At 36.1% G+C, this 16,030-nt stretch carries 14 protein-coding genes and 1 pseudogene; 6 read left to right on the forward strand and 9 right to left on the reverse strand.

Annotation, left to right across the window (positions count from 1 at the left end; translation table 11 throughout):
* Window positions 1–17: 17 nt before the first annotated feature.
* From ACFQU5_RS08360 to ACFQU5_RS08400, 9 genes and pseudogenes are all read right to left on the reverse strand, one after another.
* Window positions 18–1,715 (reverse strand): M3 family oligoendopeptidase, encoded by a 1,698-nt coding sequence (locus tag ACFQU5_RS08360; protein WP_390286696.1) that lies wholly within the window; start codon window positions 1,713–1,715, stop codon window positions 18–20.
* Window positions 1,716–1,933: 218 nt separating this feature from the next.
* The gene (locus tag ACFQU5_RS08365) at window positions 1,934–3,682 is read right to left on the reverse strand and encodes a methyl-accepting chemotaxis protein (protein WP_390286698.1); all 1,749 of its coding nucleotides are present in this window, start codon (window positions 3,680–3,682) and stop codon (window positions 1,934–1,936) included.
* Window positions 3,683–3,886: 204 nt separating this feature from the next.
* Window positions 3,887–4,606 (reverse strand): YebC/PmpR family DNA-binding transcriptional regulator, encoded by a 720-nt coding sequence (locus tag ACFQU5_RS08370; protein ID WP_390286700.1) that lies wholly within the window; start codon window positions 4,604–4,606, stop codon window positions 3,887–3,889.
* Window positions 4,607–4,758: 152 nt separating this feature from the next.
* Entirely contained in the window at window positions 4,759–5,613 is an 855-nt protein-coding gene (gene ypfJ / locus ACFQU5_RS08375; RefSeq protein WP_390286702.1) for a KPN_02809 family neutral zinc metallopeptidase, read from the reverse strand.
* Window positions 5,614–5,723: 110 nt separating this feature from the next.
* Window positions 5,724–6,185: a low molecular weight protein-tyrosine-phosphatase gene (locus tag ACFQU5_RS08380; protein WP_390286704.1), complete on the reverse strand. Its 462-nt coding sequence runs from the start codon at window positions 6,183–6,185 to the stop codon at window positions 5,724–5,726.
* A 108-nt stretch (window positions 6,186–6,293) separates the two neighbouring features.
* Window positions 6,294–6,890, reverse strand: coding sequence for a lysophospholipid acyltransferase family protein (locus ACFQU5_RS08385; RefSeq protein ID WP_390286706.1), 597 nt, complete (start codon window positions 6,888–6,890; stop codon window positions 6,294–6,296).
* Window positions 6,891–6,961: 71 nt separating this feature from the next.
* Window positions 6,962–7,801: a putative RNA methyltransferase gene (locus tag ACFQU5_RS08390; RefSeq protein ID WP_390286708.1), complete on the reverse strand. Its 840-nt coding sequence runs from the start codon at window positions 7,799–7,801 to the stop codon at window positions 6,962–6,964.
* 59 nt (window positions 7,802–7,860) lie between these two features.
* A pseudogene (locus tag ACFQU5_RS08395) lies at window positions 7,861–9,117 on the reverse strand (MFS transporter).
* Between the two features lie 220 nt (window positions 9,118–9,337).
* Window positions 9,338–9,997, reverse strand: a complete 660-nt coding sequence (locus ACFQU5_RS08400) for a nuclease-related domain-containing protein (protein WP_390286956.1) — start codon at window positions 9,995–9,997, stop codon at window positions 9,338–9,340.
* A gap of 173 nt (window positions 9,998–10,170) precedes the next feature.
* Here ACFQU5_RS08400 and ACFQU5_RS08405 point away from each other — a divergent pair, with 173 nt between their 5' ends.
* From ACFQU5_RS08405 to ACFQU5_RS08430, 6 genes are all read left to right on the forward strand, one after another.
* Window positions 10,171–11,037, forward strand: coding sequence for an AraC family transcriptional regulator (locus tag ACFQU5_RS08405; RefSeq protein WP_390286710.1), 867 nt, complete (start codon window positions 10,171–10,173; stop codon window positions 11,035–11,037).
* Between the two features lie 405 nt (window positions 11,038–11,442).
* A complete protein-coding gene (locus ACFQU5_RS08410) occupies window positions 11,443–12,393 on the forward strand; it encodes a LytTR family transcriptional regulator DNA-binding domain-containing protein (protein WP_390286712.1) in 951 nt (316 codons plus the stop codon).
* A 149-nt stretch (window positions 12,394–12,542) separates the two neighbouring features.
* Entirely contained in the window at window positions 12,543–13,391 is an 849-nt protein-coding gene (locus ACFQU5_RS08415) for an ABC transporter ATP-binding protein (RefSeq protein ID WP_390286714.1), read from the forward strand.
* Window positions 13,388–14,089 (forward strand): ABC transporter permease, encoded by a 702-nt coding sequence (locus tag ACFQU5_RS08420; RefSeq protein ID WP_390286716.1) that lies wholly within the window; start codon window positions 13,388–13,390, stop codon window positions 14,087–14,089. Before ACFQU5_RS08415 ends, ACFQU5_RS08420 begins: the two co-directional genes overlap by 4 nt.
* A 282-nt stretch (window positions 14,090–14,371) precedes the next feature.
* Window positions 14,372–14,821 (forward strand): hypothetical protein, encoded by a 450-nt coding sequence (locus ACFQU5_RS08425; protein ID WP_390286718.1) that lies wholly within the window; start codon window positions 14,372–14,374, stop codon window positions 14,819–14,821.
* A gap of 165 nt (window positions 14,822–14,986) precedes the next feature.
* Window positions 14,987–15,976, forward strand: a complete 990-nt coding sequence (locus ACFQU5_RS08430) for a YeiH family protein (protein WP_390286720.1) — start codon at window positions 14,987–14,989, stop codon at window positions 15,974–15,976.
* Window positions 15,977–16,030 lie beyond the last annotated feature (54 nt).

Below are 16,030 nucleotides of genomic sequence, written 5' to 3' on the forward strand. Positions count from 1 at the left end.
TTCCGGGAGTTTTTCTCTTATAGACTCGCATCATCAACAGAGTTTAAATATTCTTCAATTGCATCAATAACTGATTCTACACAGCCATCATCAAATGGTGAAATTAACCCGGCTTCTTTGACTAGCTTAGTGAAGGACATAGACCCACCTAGCTGACAAAGGTGAAGATAGTCCTTCCATGCAGATTCAAAGTCTTCTCTTGAGCGTTTCCAGAATTGGAATGCACACACTTGAGCCAGAGTGTAATCGATGTAGTAGAATGGGCTTGCATAAATATGACCCTGGCGTTGCCAGAAGCCACCCGCTTCTAAATATTCATAGCCATCATAATCACGATGCGGCAAATATTTATTTTCGATTTCTTTCCATGCTTGTTTGCGCTGAGCTGGTGTCATCGCTGGATTTTCATAGACAACATGCTGGAACTCATCTACCGCAACTCCGTAAGGCAAGAATAATAATCCACTTGCTAAGTGCGAGAATTTATATTTCTCTGTTTCTTCCTTAAAGAATAGTTCCATCCATGGCCACGTGAAAAATTCCATGCTCATTGAGTGAATCTCGGCAGACTCGTATGTTGGCCATAAATATTCAGGTATCCCGATATTGCGGCTTGAATAAACTTGGAAGGCATGTCCAGCCTCATGTGTTAGTACATCAATGTCACCGGAAGTGCCATTAAAGTTTGAGAAGATAAATGGCGAATCATAATTATCTATGAAAGTACAATAACCACCGCTTTCTTTTCCTTTCTTCGCTTCTAAATCCATTAATTCGCGATCAATCATATAATTGAAAAACTCTCCCGTTTCAGTCGAAAGCTCTTCGTACATTTTTTTACCGTTCGACACGATCCAATCCGGACTACCTTGTGGCTTGGCATTTCCTGTTAAGAAGTTTAGTCCCTCATCATAATATTTAAAATCATCAATACCAATGCGTTTCGCTTGGCGTTCATATAATTTCGTAGCAAGAGGTACAATCAACTTTTGCACTTGTTCTCTAAAATTGGATACCATCTCCGCATTATAATCGATACGATTCATATTGACGTACCCTAGTTCAACGTAATTTTTGTATCCTAATGTTGTAGCAATTTTGTCGCGTAGCTTTACTAGTTGATCATAAATATCGTCAAATTTTTCGCCGTTCTCATTAAAGAAGTTAAAACGGGCTTCCATTGCTTGTTTGCGAACATTGCGATCAGTAGATTCACCATATGGAGTAAGCTGAGCAAGTGTCAATGTTTTTCCATCAAATTCTATTTGGGCTGATGCTACTAGTTTGTTATATTCAGAGACAAGTTTGTTTTCTTGTTGCATTAACTCAATAATTTCAGGAGAGAAACCTTTAATTTGATTTTCTGCTAAGGCAAATAGCTGTGTTCCCCATTTTTCTTCTAAATGACCTCTGTGAGGTGTTTTAACAAGTTCTGTATAATACTCAAATAGAAGCTCTTCAAATTGCGGCTCTATTTCATCTAAAACATCTCTTTCCTTTTGGTAGAACTCGTCATTCGTATCTATTGAAGCACGAATATATACAAGGTTAGCCTGTGTTGAAAAGTCATTTCGATATCCATTTATCTTTTCAATCACTTCACTTTGTGTTTCAACTGAATCCGCATTTTTAAATTGTTCAATTAACGCTCTTATTTTATCCTTTAATTCATCCAAATTCGGTCTTTTATATTCATAGTCTTTAAAAGTTACCATTCCATTACACACCTCTCCAATATTTAGCATTTCGAAGTTTACTATTCTATTATTAACTATATCTACCAAAAGTTCAACTATTCTGATAATTGTTTATAATTTATTATTTATTATTGATTATAGTTAGCTGTACTTCACGTAATATAGTTGCACTGTGCTTTAATTCTTACAATAGAAATAAGCACATCCATCAATCACAGATGAATATGCCTATTTTATCAGAATCTAAATTTGCTTATTTCCTGAATCATCTCTTTTGAAGTTGAATCAAGCAGTTGAACTACTTCTTCAAGTTTATGAACCATCTCTACTTGAATATCTGAAGAGCCTGCTACTTCCTTTGTTTGGCTTGTTGTATTAACGACCAGCTTGCGCATTTCCTCTGTTGAAGCTAGAATTTCTTCAGAGCTTGCAGACATTTGTTCAATTACCGCTGAATCATTCTGTATTTTAGTGTTTACATCGACTACAACAGTTAAAATTTGATTTAATTTGTCGCCAATTTCTATCACTGATTGATTGCCTGCTTTTACTTCTTCCGTGCTATTATCCATCTCAACTAAAGCTTTTTCACTAATTAGTAAGAAGTTTTCTAGATAAGACTGAATTTCATCCGCGGAGCTTCTGGACATTTCGGCTAGCTTACGAACTTCATCTGCTACTACAGCAAAGCCCTTACCTGCTTCTCCTGCACGCGCCGCTTCAATCGCTGCATTTAATGCTAATAGATTTGTTTGATCGGCAATACTTGTAATAACCGACACCATTTCTTTAATCGATTTGAATTTATCACTCATCTCACGTACATACCCTTCCGTATGTATCACAGATGCTTCGACATTTTGTATTTGTGAAACTACATGTTTTGCATGGTCGACACTTGTTTCTACTAAATTTGTCATCTCGGTTGAAGCTTCGGCCATATCCGATGTTGAGTCCGATAAACGCTGAATGCCTATAGACATTTCATTCATCGCTTGATTCACTTCATTATTACTTGCTTCCTGTTGATCACTGCTTGATGCAATTTCAACGATACTAGACGCGATTATATTGTTTGATTTTGCAACTTGAGTAGCCGTAAGTTCTATATCAGCAACTGCTTTTTCTAAGTTAGTGGATTTCGTATGCAGGTTTTTTAATGATTTTGACAAATTATTAAAGGCTTGCGAGAATGTTTGTGAGAAAATAGCAATCTCATTATTATTCTTTAACTTTAATGAAGAAAGCGTTTCATTTACTCCTTTTAAATCGCCATCAGCTAGTTGCTCAGAAGCCTCTTTTAACACATTTAAAGGTTTTAAAGATCTATTTACATAACGGTATGTTATATACAGTCCCATTAACACAATAAGCAAGAATATCAGACTTACTTTCGGTACAATATCCTTTGCAACCGATGCACTTACTTCATCGACATAGGAAGCATCGATATCCACTCCTAAAAAAGCAACGACCTCACCATTTGCATCCTTCATAGGGATTGTTCCTGAAATGTATTCACCATAATCACTGCTTAGTAAATCCGAATAAAAGGAACCCTCTTTCAGTACCTTTTGAAGATGCTCATATGTTGTAGAGCCAGATGTATCCCCTATTGCACCCGCATTTTCAGTATCATCTGCCGGCATACCATCTACTAAAAATGTAACATCTTCTCCTTCTTTGGGCACTGCATATGTATAAGCATATAACACGCCATTCATTTCGCGTAGTTCATTTAGTTGTTCTCTTAATTCCCAATAGAGATTATTTTCTGCCGGGTTCTGTGCTAGTTCTTTATACTCCTCTACTTCTATGAAATTTAGCATATTCTCTGCAATTTCAATAGTTCGCTCTCCAATTGTTGCTTTAACAGATTCCTTTGAATTATAGCTCATCGTAAATACATATAGTCCTAATAGAAAAATGAATATAACTACAATAATGGAAAGTATTTGCCTTGAGAGCTTTTTTTCTTTCTTCAATTATGCACACTCCTTTAACTCTCTAATACTTTACTGCTTTAAATCACTTCCTCTATATATCGACACAAAATGGCAAATTATAAATAGATTATTAGCCTATATTCTACTATTATCGAGACGAGATTTTCGATCTATTTTGGACTTTTATATTAAAAAATCCCAGTAGCAATAAAAACGCTACTGGGAGTATTATCTTCAGTAAAATTATTCGTCTAAATCAGCGTTGTGATAAACGCGTTGAACATCTTCCAAATCTTCTAAAGCATCGATCATTTTTTCGAATTTCGCTGCATCGTCTTCGGATAATGCTACTTCTGTTTGAGGAAGCATTGTTAATTCAGCAACTGTAAACTCAGTAATTCCAGCTGCTTTAAATGCTTCTTGAGCTGCATGGAATTGATCTGGTTCAGCGTAAACGATGACATTGTCTTCTTCTTCAAACACATCACGTGCATCAACATCAGCTTCCAGAAGAATCTCCAACACTTCATCAGCTGTTTTTCCTTCAATACCAAATACGGCAGTTGAGTCGAACATATAAGTAACTGAACCTGATACTCCCATGTTTCCCCCGTTTTTACCGAAAGCAGCACGAACATCGGAAGCAGTACGGTTTACATTGTTTGTTAAGGCATCAACAATAACCATCGTTCCACCTACGCCGAATCCTTCATAACGTAATTCGTCATAGTCTTCTCCGCCAGCACCTTTTGCTTTGTCGATTGCTTTATCGATAATATGCTTTGGTACATTGTATGTTTTAGCACGTTCCAATACAAACTTTAATGCTGAATTCGACTCTGGATCTGGTTCGCCTTTTTTCGCAGCTACATAAATTTCAGTACCGAATTTAGCGTAAATACGACTCGTATTTTTGTCTTTCTCGGCTTTCTTATCTTTAATGTTATTCCATTTACGACCCATTAATTTCACTCTCTTTTCCGTAATGTTAAATATATTTGATGAAGGTTTTTATTAACCCTTAAAGTAAATGAGACTGTAATATTATACACTATTCTATTATTAAAGAAAAAGATGAAAGATGGTTCGTAGTGAAATAAACTTTTCTAAACGTATTACAATGCAGCTGCGTTAAATGTATCTCCACCCTTTATCGTGCCGCTTTCAAATCCTTTTTTAAACCATCTCACTCGTTGTTCGCTCGTACCATGTGTAAAGCTTTCAGGAACAATATATCCTTGCGCTTCCAATTGCAAGGTATCATCCCCGATTGCATTCGCTGCAGTCAATGCTTCGTTGATATCTCCCGTTTCTAAATAGCCTAAATCTTGCACATGATTAGCCCATACGCCTGCATAATAATCTGCCTGTAATTCAAGTTTTACAGTTTGCGCATTGTATTCTTCTTGGCTCACTTTTCCATTTAACGCATGCACTTTCTGGGAAGTGCCCAATAATGTTTGTACATGGTGACCTACTTCATGTGCAACAACATAAGCCATTGCAAAATCACCAGGGGCACCGAACTTATTCTTAAGCTCCTGATAAAAGCTTAAATCGATATATAATTTCTGATCCGCCGGACAGTAAAAAGGACCAACAGCAGCACCTGCAACTCCACATCCGGACTGTACACTATCTGTAAATAATACGAGGGATGGGTTTTCATAGGTTAACCCTTGTCCCTCAAATAACTGTCGCCATACATCTTCTGTATCAGCCAGCACAACCGATACAAATTCCGCCAGCTCTTCTTCTTCAGCAGTAGGAGTATATTCGGTAGTACCACCATTTTGTATTTGCCCTTGGTTAACTTGGTTCAATACATCCCCGGCATCTCCACCATTCAGCAGCGTAAAAATAATGACAATAATAATCCCAAAACCTCCAATACCGCCACCTATCGCTCCCTTACTCATTCCACGACGATCTTCAACATTACTACTCTTTCTTCTGCCCTTTGTTTCCATGGTTCTCCCCCCAAAAATGTACCTTTGCCTTAGTAATACCCCGTTTTATGAAGAACAGTACAAAAATGGTGAAGAGAATATTTTATGAAAGTGGTAGCCATGCAAGAGTTTTACTTTATATCTGCATGAATTTTATTGAGCAATGCCTCACAGCCTTCTACTACTAAGCCATACGTTTCTTGAAAATCTCCAGTATAATATGGATCTGGCACATCCTTTCGATGTGGTGTTAAGTCCAAAAACCTGAAAATTTTGGGGTGATTCGGCTGGCGTAGCATTTCACGTATGTCCTGTACATTGCTGCCATCCATCCCTACAATATAATCAAATGCTTCGAAATCATTAAAAGAAAGCTGGCGGCCTTTCATACCACTAGTTGAAATTCCAAATTCTTTTAGCTTTTTCTGTGTCCCCTTATGTGGCGGTTCCCCAATATGCCATGAACTGGTAGCTGCAGAATCTACTTTAATTGAACTACTTAAGCCCAGTTTTTCCACTAAGTCACGCATTACTGCTTCAGCCATAGGTGAGCGACAAATATTCCCTAGACAAACGAAAAGAACACGTATCATTTTTAGCCCTCCAAATTTTTCTCAGTATATTTTCTTTTATGTCAACAATTTCCATTCTATTTCCCCTTTTAAAAAACACTTTCCAACATTGGGAAAGTGTTCGTTTTATTACTTATATTTTGATTCCAGCTCTTCTGTAAGACGCTGCAATTCCTTTTCTAAATGCTGGGCTGCTTCATCACGCGCTTCTTTACCAGCTCCAACGATAAAGGGCTCTCCAAAGATTAAATACCCTTTTTGTCGCTTCATCACTTCCCCCACGTTTCTTGGGCCAATATAAGCTGCCGGAACAATTTGTCCCTTTGAAAGTTGGGCAATCGTGATAGCCCCTTGCTTTAACTCCATATTCTCCTGAGAACGGGTGCCGCTTGGGAAGATGCCTACAATTTTCCCTTCTTTAATAAGCTGTCTAGGAATTTTAATAACACTAGGTCCTGGATTTTCTCGATCCACAGGGAATGCATTTAAATTTGATACCAGCGGACCAAGCACTTTCATGTCAAACAATTGTTTTTTCGCCATAAAGTGAATATGTCTTGGCAGCAAGGATACACCTAAATTCAATATATCTACATATCCATTATGTGTACACGCAATAACAAACCCGCCTTCTTTTGGTAAATGTTCCTTACCAAAGATTTTCGCCTTAGAACCATTAAACTTTAAAAACACTCCAACTAATCTTGCAGCAAAATCATATAGCACTGTTATATTCCTACCTTTTTATACTTTTTGTTTTATTACGCTATTTGCGTTTATTTCCAGTTTCCCATTAATTATCTCGAGACCTCTCCAACTAATACATCGAGATCAATTGTAATTTCAGTTAATGCAATGTCTTCTTGTAGGTGCCAGCCCAGAGGTGTCATTTCAAGAAGTTTTGGTACCAGCTCTGTACTTAGAGGCAGAGTGTACGTAATACGTTCCTGTACTACATTCGTGAAATGTTCTTTAAACCGCTGTACGGTTTGATTGTTTGAATAACTCTCTTTTTCGGAATTTGCAAATGCTTGTTTACGTATTTCCTTTAGATAGTCTGATTGAGGGACAACTTTTATGACCTTTCCATTTGGCTTTAACAACCTACTGAATTCTTCATAATTGGCAGGCGATAAAATATTTAATATACAATCAATTGATTGTTCCATGTACGGACTATTCGCTAAATCTCCCACACACCATATCTTTTGCTCGTAAAATTTTGCAGCAGATTGAATACCTTCTTTAGAAATATCAATTCCTACTGCAACCACATCTTGCTTCAACAAATCACAAATTCTCTCTAAATGAGAGCCTTCTCCACAACCTGTATCTAATATTACTTGCGCTTCTTCTCCAATATGCTTTGCAATTGTTTGCTGCAGTTGATTATATAAACCACTATTTATTATCTCCTGACGCGACTCAAATAGACTTTTACTATACATTGAAGTAGAAGGTTTGATCATGAAGTTTACATAGCCTTGTTTCGCAATATCAAATGAATGATGATTGGCACATATTACATGGCCATCATCCGTAACATTCATGCTTTCTTTACATAGAGGACAGGAAAAAAGTGTTTCATGTTCTTTCATATATAAAATACTAGCAACTCTTTTGGATACTTTTCCCACACTTATGCTCCTTTTTTTATGCTGTAAGTATCATATCATCTATTATAAAGATTGAAAAACTAAACAAATTCACTAGAATTATGTTTTTTTATTAAGATAACAAATAAGCTTGCCAATAGACAAAATCCGCCTGCTAATAGGAAGGCCCACATATATGAACCAAAGATGTTGAAAACTATACCGCCTGTATATGCAGCAACCCCAGCTCCCACCTGATGACTTGCCATAATCCAGCCATACATCATAGCACTCTTTTCAAGACCAAATTTTTGCCTGGTTAAGCCAATTGTTGGAGGTACAGTAGCAATCCAGTCCAGTCCATAAAAAACCGAGAATATTACAAGCCATGTATAGGACCCTTGGGCTAGTGCAAACGGTAAGAAAAGAAGAGATATCCCACGTAATGTGTAATACCAAAATAATAACCAGCGATTATCGTAACGGTCTGATAACCAACCTGATATTGTCGTACCAATTAAGTCAAACACCCCCATAAAAGATAACATGGCAGCAGCTGTAACCATGGGAATGCCAAAGCTTATACAATAGGAAATAAAATGGGTTCCGATTAAACCGCTTGTTGATAAACCACATATAAAGAAACTTCCAGCCAATAGCCAAAACTCTTTTACTTTTAACCCTTCTAGTAATGATGCAATGGCCATTTTAAATGGATTGCGACTTTTTGGCGACAGCACTAATTCTACCGGTTCTTCTCCCTGGCCTTATGGAGTAAGTCCGATATCTTTTGGCCAACTTTTCATAAATATTGCGATAACGATTAACATTAATACACTTAAAATGAATATTAACGCTATTGCCCAACGCCATGAGTAATTTTCCACAAAGGTTGCTAATACAGGAAGCAATATTAATTGCCCTGTAGCTGTGGCGGCAGTTAATATCCCAACCGCAAGTCCTCTTCTTTTTACAAACCAGCGATTCGCAACCTGGGTACTTAGCACAGTTAAAAACAAACCTGAGCCTATTCCTAACATAACACCCCAGATCAAGATTAGTTGCCATTCACTTTTCATCACAAAAGTAAGCCCAAGACCAATTGATAAAATTGCCATTGAATAAAGCATCATTCTCTTCAATCCAAAAACTTCAACAAATGCAGCCATAAACGGTCCAGAAAAACCATATAAAAACAAACACACTGCAAAAGCAAAGGAGATTGTTGGTCTTCCCCAGCCAAACTCCATTTCAAACGGATTTAGAAATACGCCTGAAGATGAACGTATAATCCCAGCCACAATAATGGCTGAGAATGTGATAGCTAGTGCAATCCAACTATAATGAATTGTCCTCATTTCTCCACCCTAAATTCTTTTTCTATATTGTACATGGTAGTTTAATATATTCATAGAAAATTCACTCTTTTAGAAGGAGGTGAATCGAACCTCTTTTGTACTTAGATCGCTCACACAGAATATAAGTAAGTCTTATCCAGTAAACCCTATTATCCCAAAGCAAAATTAATTCCCTTAATACAAAAAAAGACCATCTCATTAGAGACAATCCTTTTTTTGTTTACTTTGAAGCCGCATCCTTTAGCCCCACTTTTTCTTTTGAACTTTTTTTAATAACGTGAGGCTCTAGCTTAGAATAGATCGCCATCATTTGCTCCTTTGATAAGGAGTGCTCTATTCTATCCTTCCAAAAGGTTTTTAACTCATTGATTTTAATTACATCTACATCAGGTGAATGTACTTCAATTTTCTTAAACGAGCAATTATTACTAAAAATAACCAGCGATTGAAATAGGTCCTTGTCGACTTCTGGTATGTACTTTTTCACACCATCCATCTTTAACTTATTCTCAATAATCGGATTTTTAAATGTATTCATTTGAGTATTTTCCAGAACTTGCCCCCATTGAAAATCTTGCTCACTCCCATATATCCATCCGCTATGGCCCTTTGGATTAATGATATATATGCCAGATTGATGAAGGAGTAAATAATCGATTATTCTTTCACTTTCAGGTAAAGCAATATTAAATAATAACTTATATTTGCCATTTACTTTATTTAACTTTTGAGATAATTTATACAAAAATCCGACTTTTTTATTTGTCCATACAGACGTAAAAGAATGGCCGGTAATCTGGCTAAACTGACTGTTTTCATAGATATAAACACTAATCGCAAACAGTATCCCCATGAATATGATGAAGGTAAGGACAAGCATTGTCACAACGTTTCCTCCTATTTACTTAATCGTAAGTTCATTTTATCAAAGTTCTTAAAGATTGAACATGTGATAAAAAGTATGATTTAGTCAATTAAAACTGTCCAAGGAAAGCAGAACAAGACCAGATATCAAACAATCAATTATTTATTATATCTATAGAGGTGATTTAAATGAGTTGGGTGGACTCGATTCAAAAAGCAATTGATTATATTGAAATGCATTTATTGGATAGTGATCTATCAGTTGAACAAATAGCCAAAGCAAGCCATTCATCAGCATTTCATTTTCAAAGAACTTTTTCTATTTTAACGGATAGTACAATAGGTGATTATATTCGCAGAAGACGATTAACCTTGGCTGCCCAGGATTTAGTCAATACGAACGATAAAATTATCGATATTGCTTATAAGTATGGGTATGAAACGCCCGAATCATTTGCAAAAGCGTTTCGAAAACAACATAATCTCTCCCCAAAAGAAGCACGAAAAAATTTGGGTCCCCTACAATCTTATAATCGCCTCGTCATTAAAATTAAATTGGAAGGAGCAATACCCATGAATTACAAAATTTTGGAAAAAGAAGCTTTTCAGATTGTTGGTGTTAAGAGAACGTATAATTACAAAAATGGCGATAACTTAAGAGGAATACCGCAATTTTGGAACGACGTTCATGTTGATGGCACCAATGATCAACTTATTGATTTAAACAATGGAGATGTCCAAGGTATTCTTGGCGTCTGTGTTGTCAACGACAATGAAAAACAAACTGCGCAAATGGACTATTGGATTGCTGCTGCACATAAAGGCAATGTTCCAAATGGGATGAATTCTTATGAAATCCCTGCCTCAAAATGGGTAATCTTTGAAGTACACGGTGCGATGCCAAACGCTATGCAGGATACATGGAAGAAAATCTACTCTGAATGGTTCCCTTCTAATCCATACAAACCTGCAGGTACAGCAGAATTGGAAGTTTACACAAATGATAATCCCTCAAATGCTGATTACTACTCAGAAATATGGATTCCGATTAAATAACGAAACAAAGAGATTGGATCATAGTGTAAAATTTCAAGAAAACCGCGGGAAATTAAATCTTTCTAAATTGAAGAAGTGTAGGGTGTAGGGTCGGCTATGCCTTTCGCTTCAGAGCAAATCTTTTCTGCATCAAAAGCAAAGCGACAGGAGCAATGCTACTTGGGGAAATAGCATGAGGGAGAGACGCTCGTGCCGAGCCGTGCCCGTGGATGCGGGTCCCATCAGGCGGAAATCAATTTTCACTACATCAAAAAACACTATTTTCCTGCTCGAGGAAAATAGTGTTTTCAGGTTTTGTCCCACCCTCTTTTTGTTTTGTTCCGCTCATTTTTCCTTCCATTTCCATTTGTGTATAATTATTATAATAGTATTAATTTTAGAAGAATAAACTAGAGAGGATTTATTATGAACTCACACCTTGCCATAACAATAGACGCCTTTGCTATAGATGGAAATATCATCTCTCCAAGTATTGAAATGCAAATTGAAAGAGGAACCATCATTGGGATTTACTCAGATGTAGCAAAATTAAGTTATTTGACAAAACAATTTGTTTCAAATCCCCTTATACATACAGAGCATAGAGATAATGGATTTTATAATCGTTTAACTGTTAATGAATATATCAACTTTTTAAAAGGCTTATACAGCCCTTCACCAAAGAATGGAGACTTTTTAAGCCTTCTCGAGTTTACTGATAAAAGAAAAGTAAAACTAAATAACCTGACTGGTGCTGAAATACGCAGATTACATCTGATTCATTGTTTCATGAACGACAAACCCATTCAAGTTATCGAAGAACCTTTACAAAATTTAGACGAGCATACTAAAAGAATTGTACTAAACTTAATGCAGTCATTAAAAAAAGAACAAAAAACCATTATCTTATTATCAAGTAATATGGAGGAACTTCTATTCGCCAGTGATTCAGCTTTCCGTCTTGACTCTTCTGGCTTGCATGTATTAGATGTCAAAGAAGAAGAATTAGTTGCTGTGGAGAAAAGTGAACTATCTCCTTTTCGTTTTGAAAAGATTCCAACGAAACAAAATGAGAAAATTATTTTATTTAATCCTCCAGAAATTGATTATATTGAAAGTATTGAAGGACAAGTGTCAGTTTATGTAGGAGGAGATGCTTATCCCACTTCTTTGACATTGAACAATCTTGAACAAAAATTGACACCATTTGGCTTCTTCAGATGTCACCGTTCTTACATAGTGAATTTACAAAAAGTCAGGGAAATTATCACTTGGACCCGAAATAGCTACAGCCTCTCCCTTCATAATACTAAAGAAACGGTAGTACCTTTATCGAAAAATAAATTAGTCGAATTAAAGCGAATTATTGGAATTTGACCAATTTCCTGGGAAATTACGCTGTTCCATTTAAGCGTTTATTGACGCCAACTATCAAAAAATAACTCCTTTCATCAGAAATTTAATGCCGAATTTGTTTTCAGTATTTATGCTTAGTTGTGTAAATAACGAAGCTGGAGGAATGAAAGATGATGATTGTAATTGACGTACAACATTTACAAAAGAGTTTCCAAAAAGAGGAAGCCCTACAGGATGTTTCATTCAATATTAAAAAAGGAGAAATCTTTGGATTTTTAGGACCTAGTGGATCGGGGAAGACAACTACAATTAAAATTCTTACCGCTCAATTAACAAGATCTGGTGGTAGCGCATTTGTATTAGGACAAGACGCTGAGGAAATGAAGAAAACTACGAACCGAGCGCGATTTGGAATTCTAACGGATAATAGCGGCCTATATTCTAGATTATCTGTTGAAGAAAATCTTCTACTTTATAGTAAGCTTTATAACTTACCAACAAGCTCAGTTAAAGAGGCACTGGACTTTGTAAACCTTTATAAAGAGCGAAAGAAAAAAGTGAGCAAGTTATCTAAAGGAATGATTCAACGTGTCACTTTAGCTCGTTCAATTATGCATAAGCCCGAATTATTATTTTTGGATGAACCCACTTCTGCATTGGACCCAGTGAATACTCAACATATTTATAGTGGCTTACGCAAGCTAAATGAAATGGGGACGACTATTTTTTTAACGACTCATGATATGAGTGAAGCCGAAACTCTTTGTGATCGTGTTGCCTTCTTACACAAAGGTAAAATTCGCGCCCTGGGTTCACCACAAGACTTAAAGAAACAATTTAGTGATGATACGATTACTGTGCAATTAATAGACGGCAGTGAACATTGCATCGAAAACAGCAAGGAAGAAGCCAAAAAAGTATATGACTGGATGAATCAAGGCCTTCTATCTCGTATTTATACGAACGAACCAACATTAGGTGATATTTTCATGCAAATGACAGGGAGTGATTTAATATGAACTTAACACGAATTCAAGCAATTTTCATGAAGGATTATAAAGAATTTTCCCGAAATTATGCAGTGTCGACCATGGTACTATTACCACTTATTATGGCCTTTTTCTACAATCAAACAGGTGTAGATAGTATGCAGGGGTATTTTTTACCAATCAATCTGGCATTTGTGGCGGTTACCAGCTTTGTACAATGCTGTTTGATTGCAGAGGAAAAAGAAAGAAACACACTTCGTAGTCTAATGTTATCACCAGCAACTTTATTTGATATTTTACTTGGTAAAAGTTTGCTAGTATTCTCCATATCAGCAATTACAGTATTACTTTCCATTTATCTGGTTGGTTATAACCCTGCTAATTGGTTGATTATAGGGATTGTCCTTTTCCTTTCTGCGGTATTTTATATCGGACTAGGAACTTTATGTGCACTTTTCACAAAAACAATCTTAGAAGCATCTGTAATAATTTTACCTATCATGTTAGTTTTCTCATTCGGTCCATTTGCTTTACAACTTTCTGAGAGATATCCGATTTTACAAATAGCGGAATGGTTGCCTAGTGCACAGATTGTATTGTTAGCAGAATCACTCGAATACGGCTTTTCAGCCACTGATCTATTAGTTCCCATTATTGTAATTCTTGTTTGGTCCATCCTCATTTGGTTTTTCACCATCGTACTTTATAAAAAGAGAATGGTTGATTAAATAAACGAAGGAGAAGCTCCCTTTTATCCGAGCTTCTCTTTTTGTTTTTAACGCTTTTTTAATTTTTTCAGAAAAATAATAAGTATTTTGGAATTAAATTAATAATTTTCAACATACTTAACAAATATCAATCTTAGGCAAAACACATAGTATTGATTGATAAACTGTAAACAACATCATTTGGCAAATTGATTTTTTTATCCTTTTTAGTGTAAAAAATAAACTTTTGTAAATAATAACGGTAATGTCTTAACATACCTAATAAAGACGGAGGTTTTTACTGTGGACATTATAGAAGAAAATGCAATTCCAGCATTTCTTGAATCGAATCAATTGATTGTTGAGCTTGAAAGTGTTGATATTTATAACAATATTATCTTTCCGGTTCAAGCGAAAGAATACGATATCAATCCACAAGTAGAGGTACCGTATGATTTAAAGAAAGAAGAGGACGCTCAAAAAAGTGTGGACGAGGGACACTCTCCATGGAGACTAGATCCGCTTATGACAACACAAGTTTTTGTGAGTTTACAACTTTCGCCTGGAGGTATAAAAGGAGAATATCCCATACAAGAAGGAAACGTAAAGCTTTTACACAGTACAAAGGATTCAGCTGTTGTACAGGTAAATGATAATGATACAATCATTAAACTCGTTTACTTGAAAAGACTTATTAAACAGGATCAATCTGGTATTTGGACAGTAATCGGATACGACACTATAGATAAATAACAGTAGGTGATGAATGCTATTCAAATTCATCACCTAACTTTGATATTCACCTAAAAATAATATTGTTTTCGATTGAAACGAGGTTTTCAGATTAATCATTATACAAAATCGCATTCATAATCACTGCATATAGGCAAGTAGTTGAAAGTGAGGCCAGTTTTATAGATGACAATGTACAAAACAGTTGAATTTTATAAAGGGCTTTTATTGATGTTTTTTATTACGGTATTGGCCTATAGCTTGAGCTTATTACCGATTTTATCATTAATAGGTCCCTTGGCTATTGCGATTTTAATTGCTGTCATTTATCGAAATGTTTTTCAATATCCTGAAAGCTTGCGAAGTGGTATTCAATTCTCATCTAAAATCATTTTGCGTATTGCCATCATCCTTTACGGAATTCGTTTGAACATTAAAATGATTGTCGATGAAGGTTTTCCCCTTCTTTTCCGTGCATCCCTTGTTATTCTATTCACTCTTTTTATGACTTTTTTGATTGGCAGGATGCTAGGCGTCGACAATAGACTTTTGCTTTTACTTGCTTCAGGTACTGGAATTTGTGGTGCTGCAGCAATAGGAGCCGTATCCTCTATTCTTGATTCAGATGAAGAAGATACAGCAATGGCAATTGGAATGATATCATGTTTAGGAACACTATTCGCTTTGGTTGCCCCCCTCATCGCCTCTATAACCCATATGACGCCGGAAATCTATGGTCAATGGGTTGGTTTTAGTCTTCACGAAATCGCTCAAGCACTTCTTGCCGGTTCTTCCTTTGGCAACGAGTCTCTAACACCCGCAATACTAAGTAAATTAAGCCGTGTACTATTGCTTTTTCCTGTAACCATTTTGATTGTAATGATTCTGTCATTTACAAATAAAGAATCAAAGAAAAAAGTATCCTTTCCATACTTCGTATTAGGTTTTGTCGCTCTCTCTATCATTGGCACAATTTTCTTGGAAAATGGAATCATGTCACTGTCATTTCAAAGTTATGTTGCTTCAATCGCTACGTTTTTATTAACTGTAGCAATGGCGGCAGTAGGTATGTCTGTAGATTTAAAGAAATTCAATAGAGATGCTTTAAAGCCTATTTTCACTCTACTGTTAACTTCTGTGGCACTTAGTTTGTTTGTATGGATAATCGTTATATAGATTTAACTTAGAAAAGCGCAAGGCGCCCGCTTACAGCGACAATCCTAAGTCGAG

The sequence above is a fragment of the Ureibacillus sp. GCM10028918 genome (assembly GCF_042666115.1).
Taxonomy (GTDB): Bacteria; Bacillota; Bacilli; order Bacillales_A; family Planococcaceae; genus Ureibacillus.

Coding starts and splice junctions, on each gene's coding strand:
- ACFQU5_RS08360 (WP_390286696.1), bottom strand. CDS start 1,715: ATGGTAACTTTTAAAGACTATGAATATAAAAGACCGAATTTGGATGAA.
- ACFQU5_RS08370 (WP_390286700.1), bottom strand. CDS start 4,606: ATGGGTCGTAAATGGAATAACATTAAAGATAAGAAAGCCGAGAAAGAC.
- ypfJ (WP_390286702.1), bottom strand. CDS start 5,613: ATGGAAACAAAGGGCAGAAGAAAGAGTAGTAATGTTGAAGATCGTCGT.
- ACFQU5_RS08380 (WP_390286704.1), bottom strand. CDS start 6,185: ATGATACGTGTTCTTTTCGTTTGTCTAGGGAATATTTGTCGCTCACCT.
- ACFQU5_RS08400 (WP_390286956.1), bottom strand. CDS start 9,997: ATGCTTGTCCTTACCTTCATCATATTCATGGGGATACTGTTTGCGATT.
- ACFQU5_RS08405 (WP_390286710.1), top strand. CDS start 10,171: ATGAGTTGGGTGGACTCGATTCAAAAAGCAATTGATTATATTGAAATG.
- ACFQU5_RS08410 (WP_390286712.1), top strand. CDS start 11,443: ATGAACTCACACCTTGCCATAACAATAGACGCCTTTGCTATAGATGGA.
- ACFQU5_RS08415 (WP_390286714.1), top strand. CDS start 12,543: ATGATGATTGTAATTGACGTACAACATTTACAAAAGAGTTTCCAAAAA.
- ACFQU5_RS08420 (WP_390286716.1), top strand. CDS start 13,388: ATGAACTTAACACGAATTCAAGCAATTTTCATGAAGGATTATAAAGAA.
- ACFQU5_RS08430 (WP_390286720.1), top strand. CDS start 14,987: ATGACAATGTACAAAACAGTTGAATTTTATAAAGGGCTTTTATTGATG.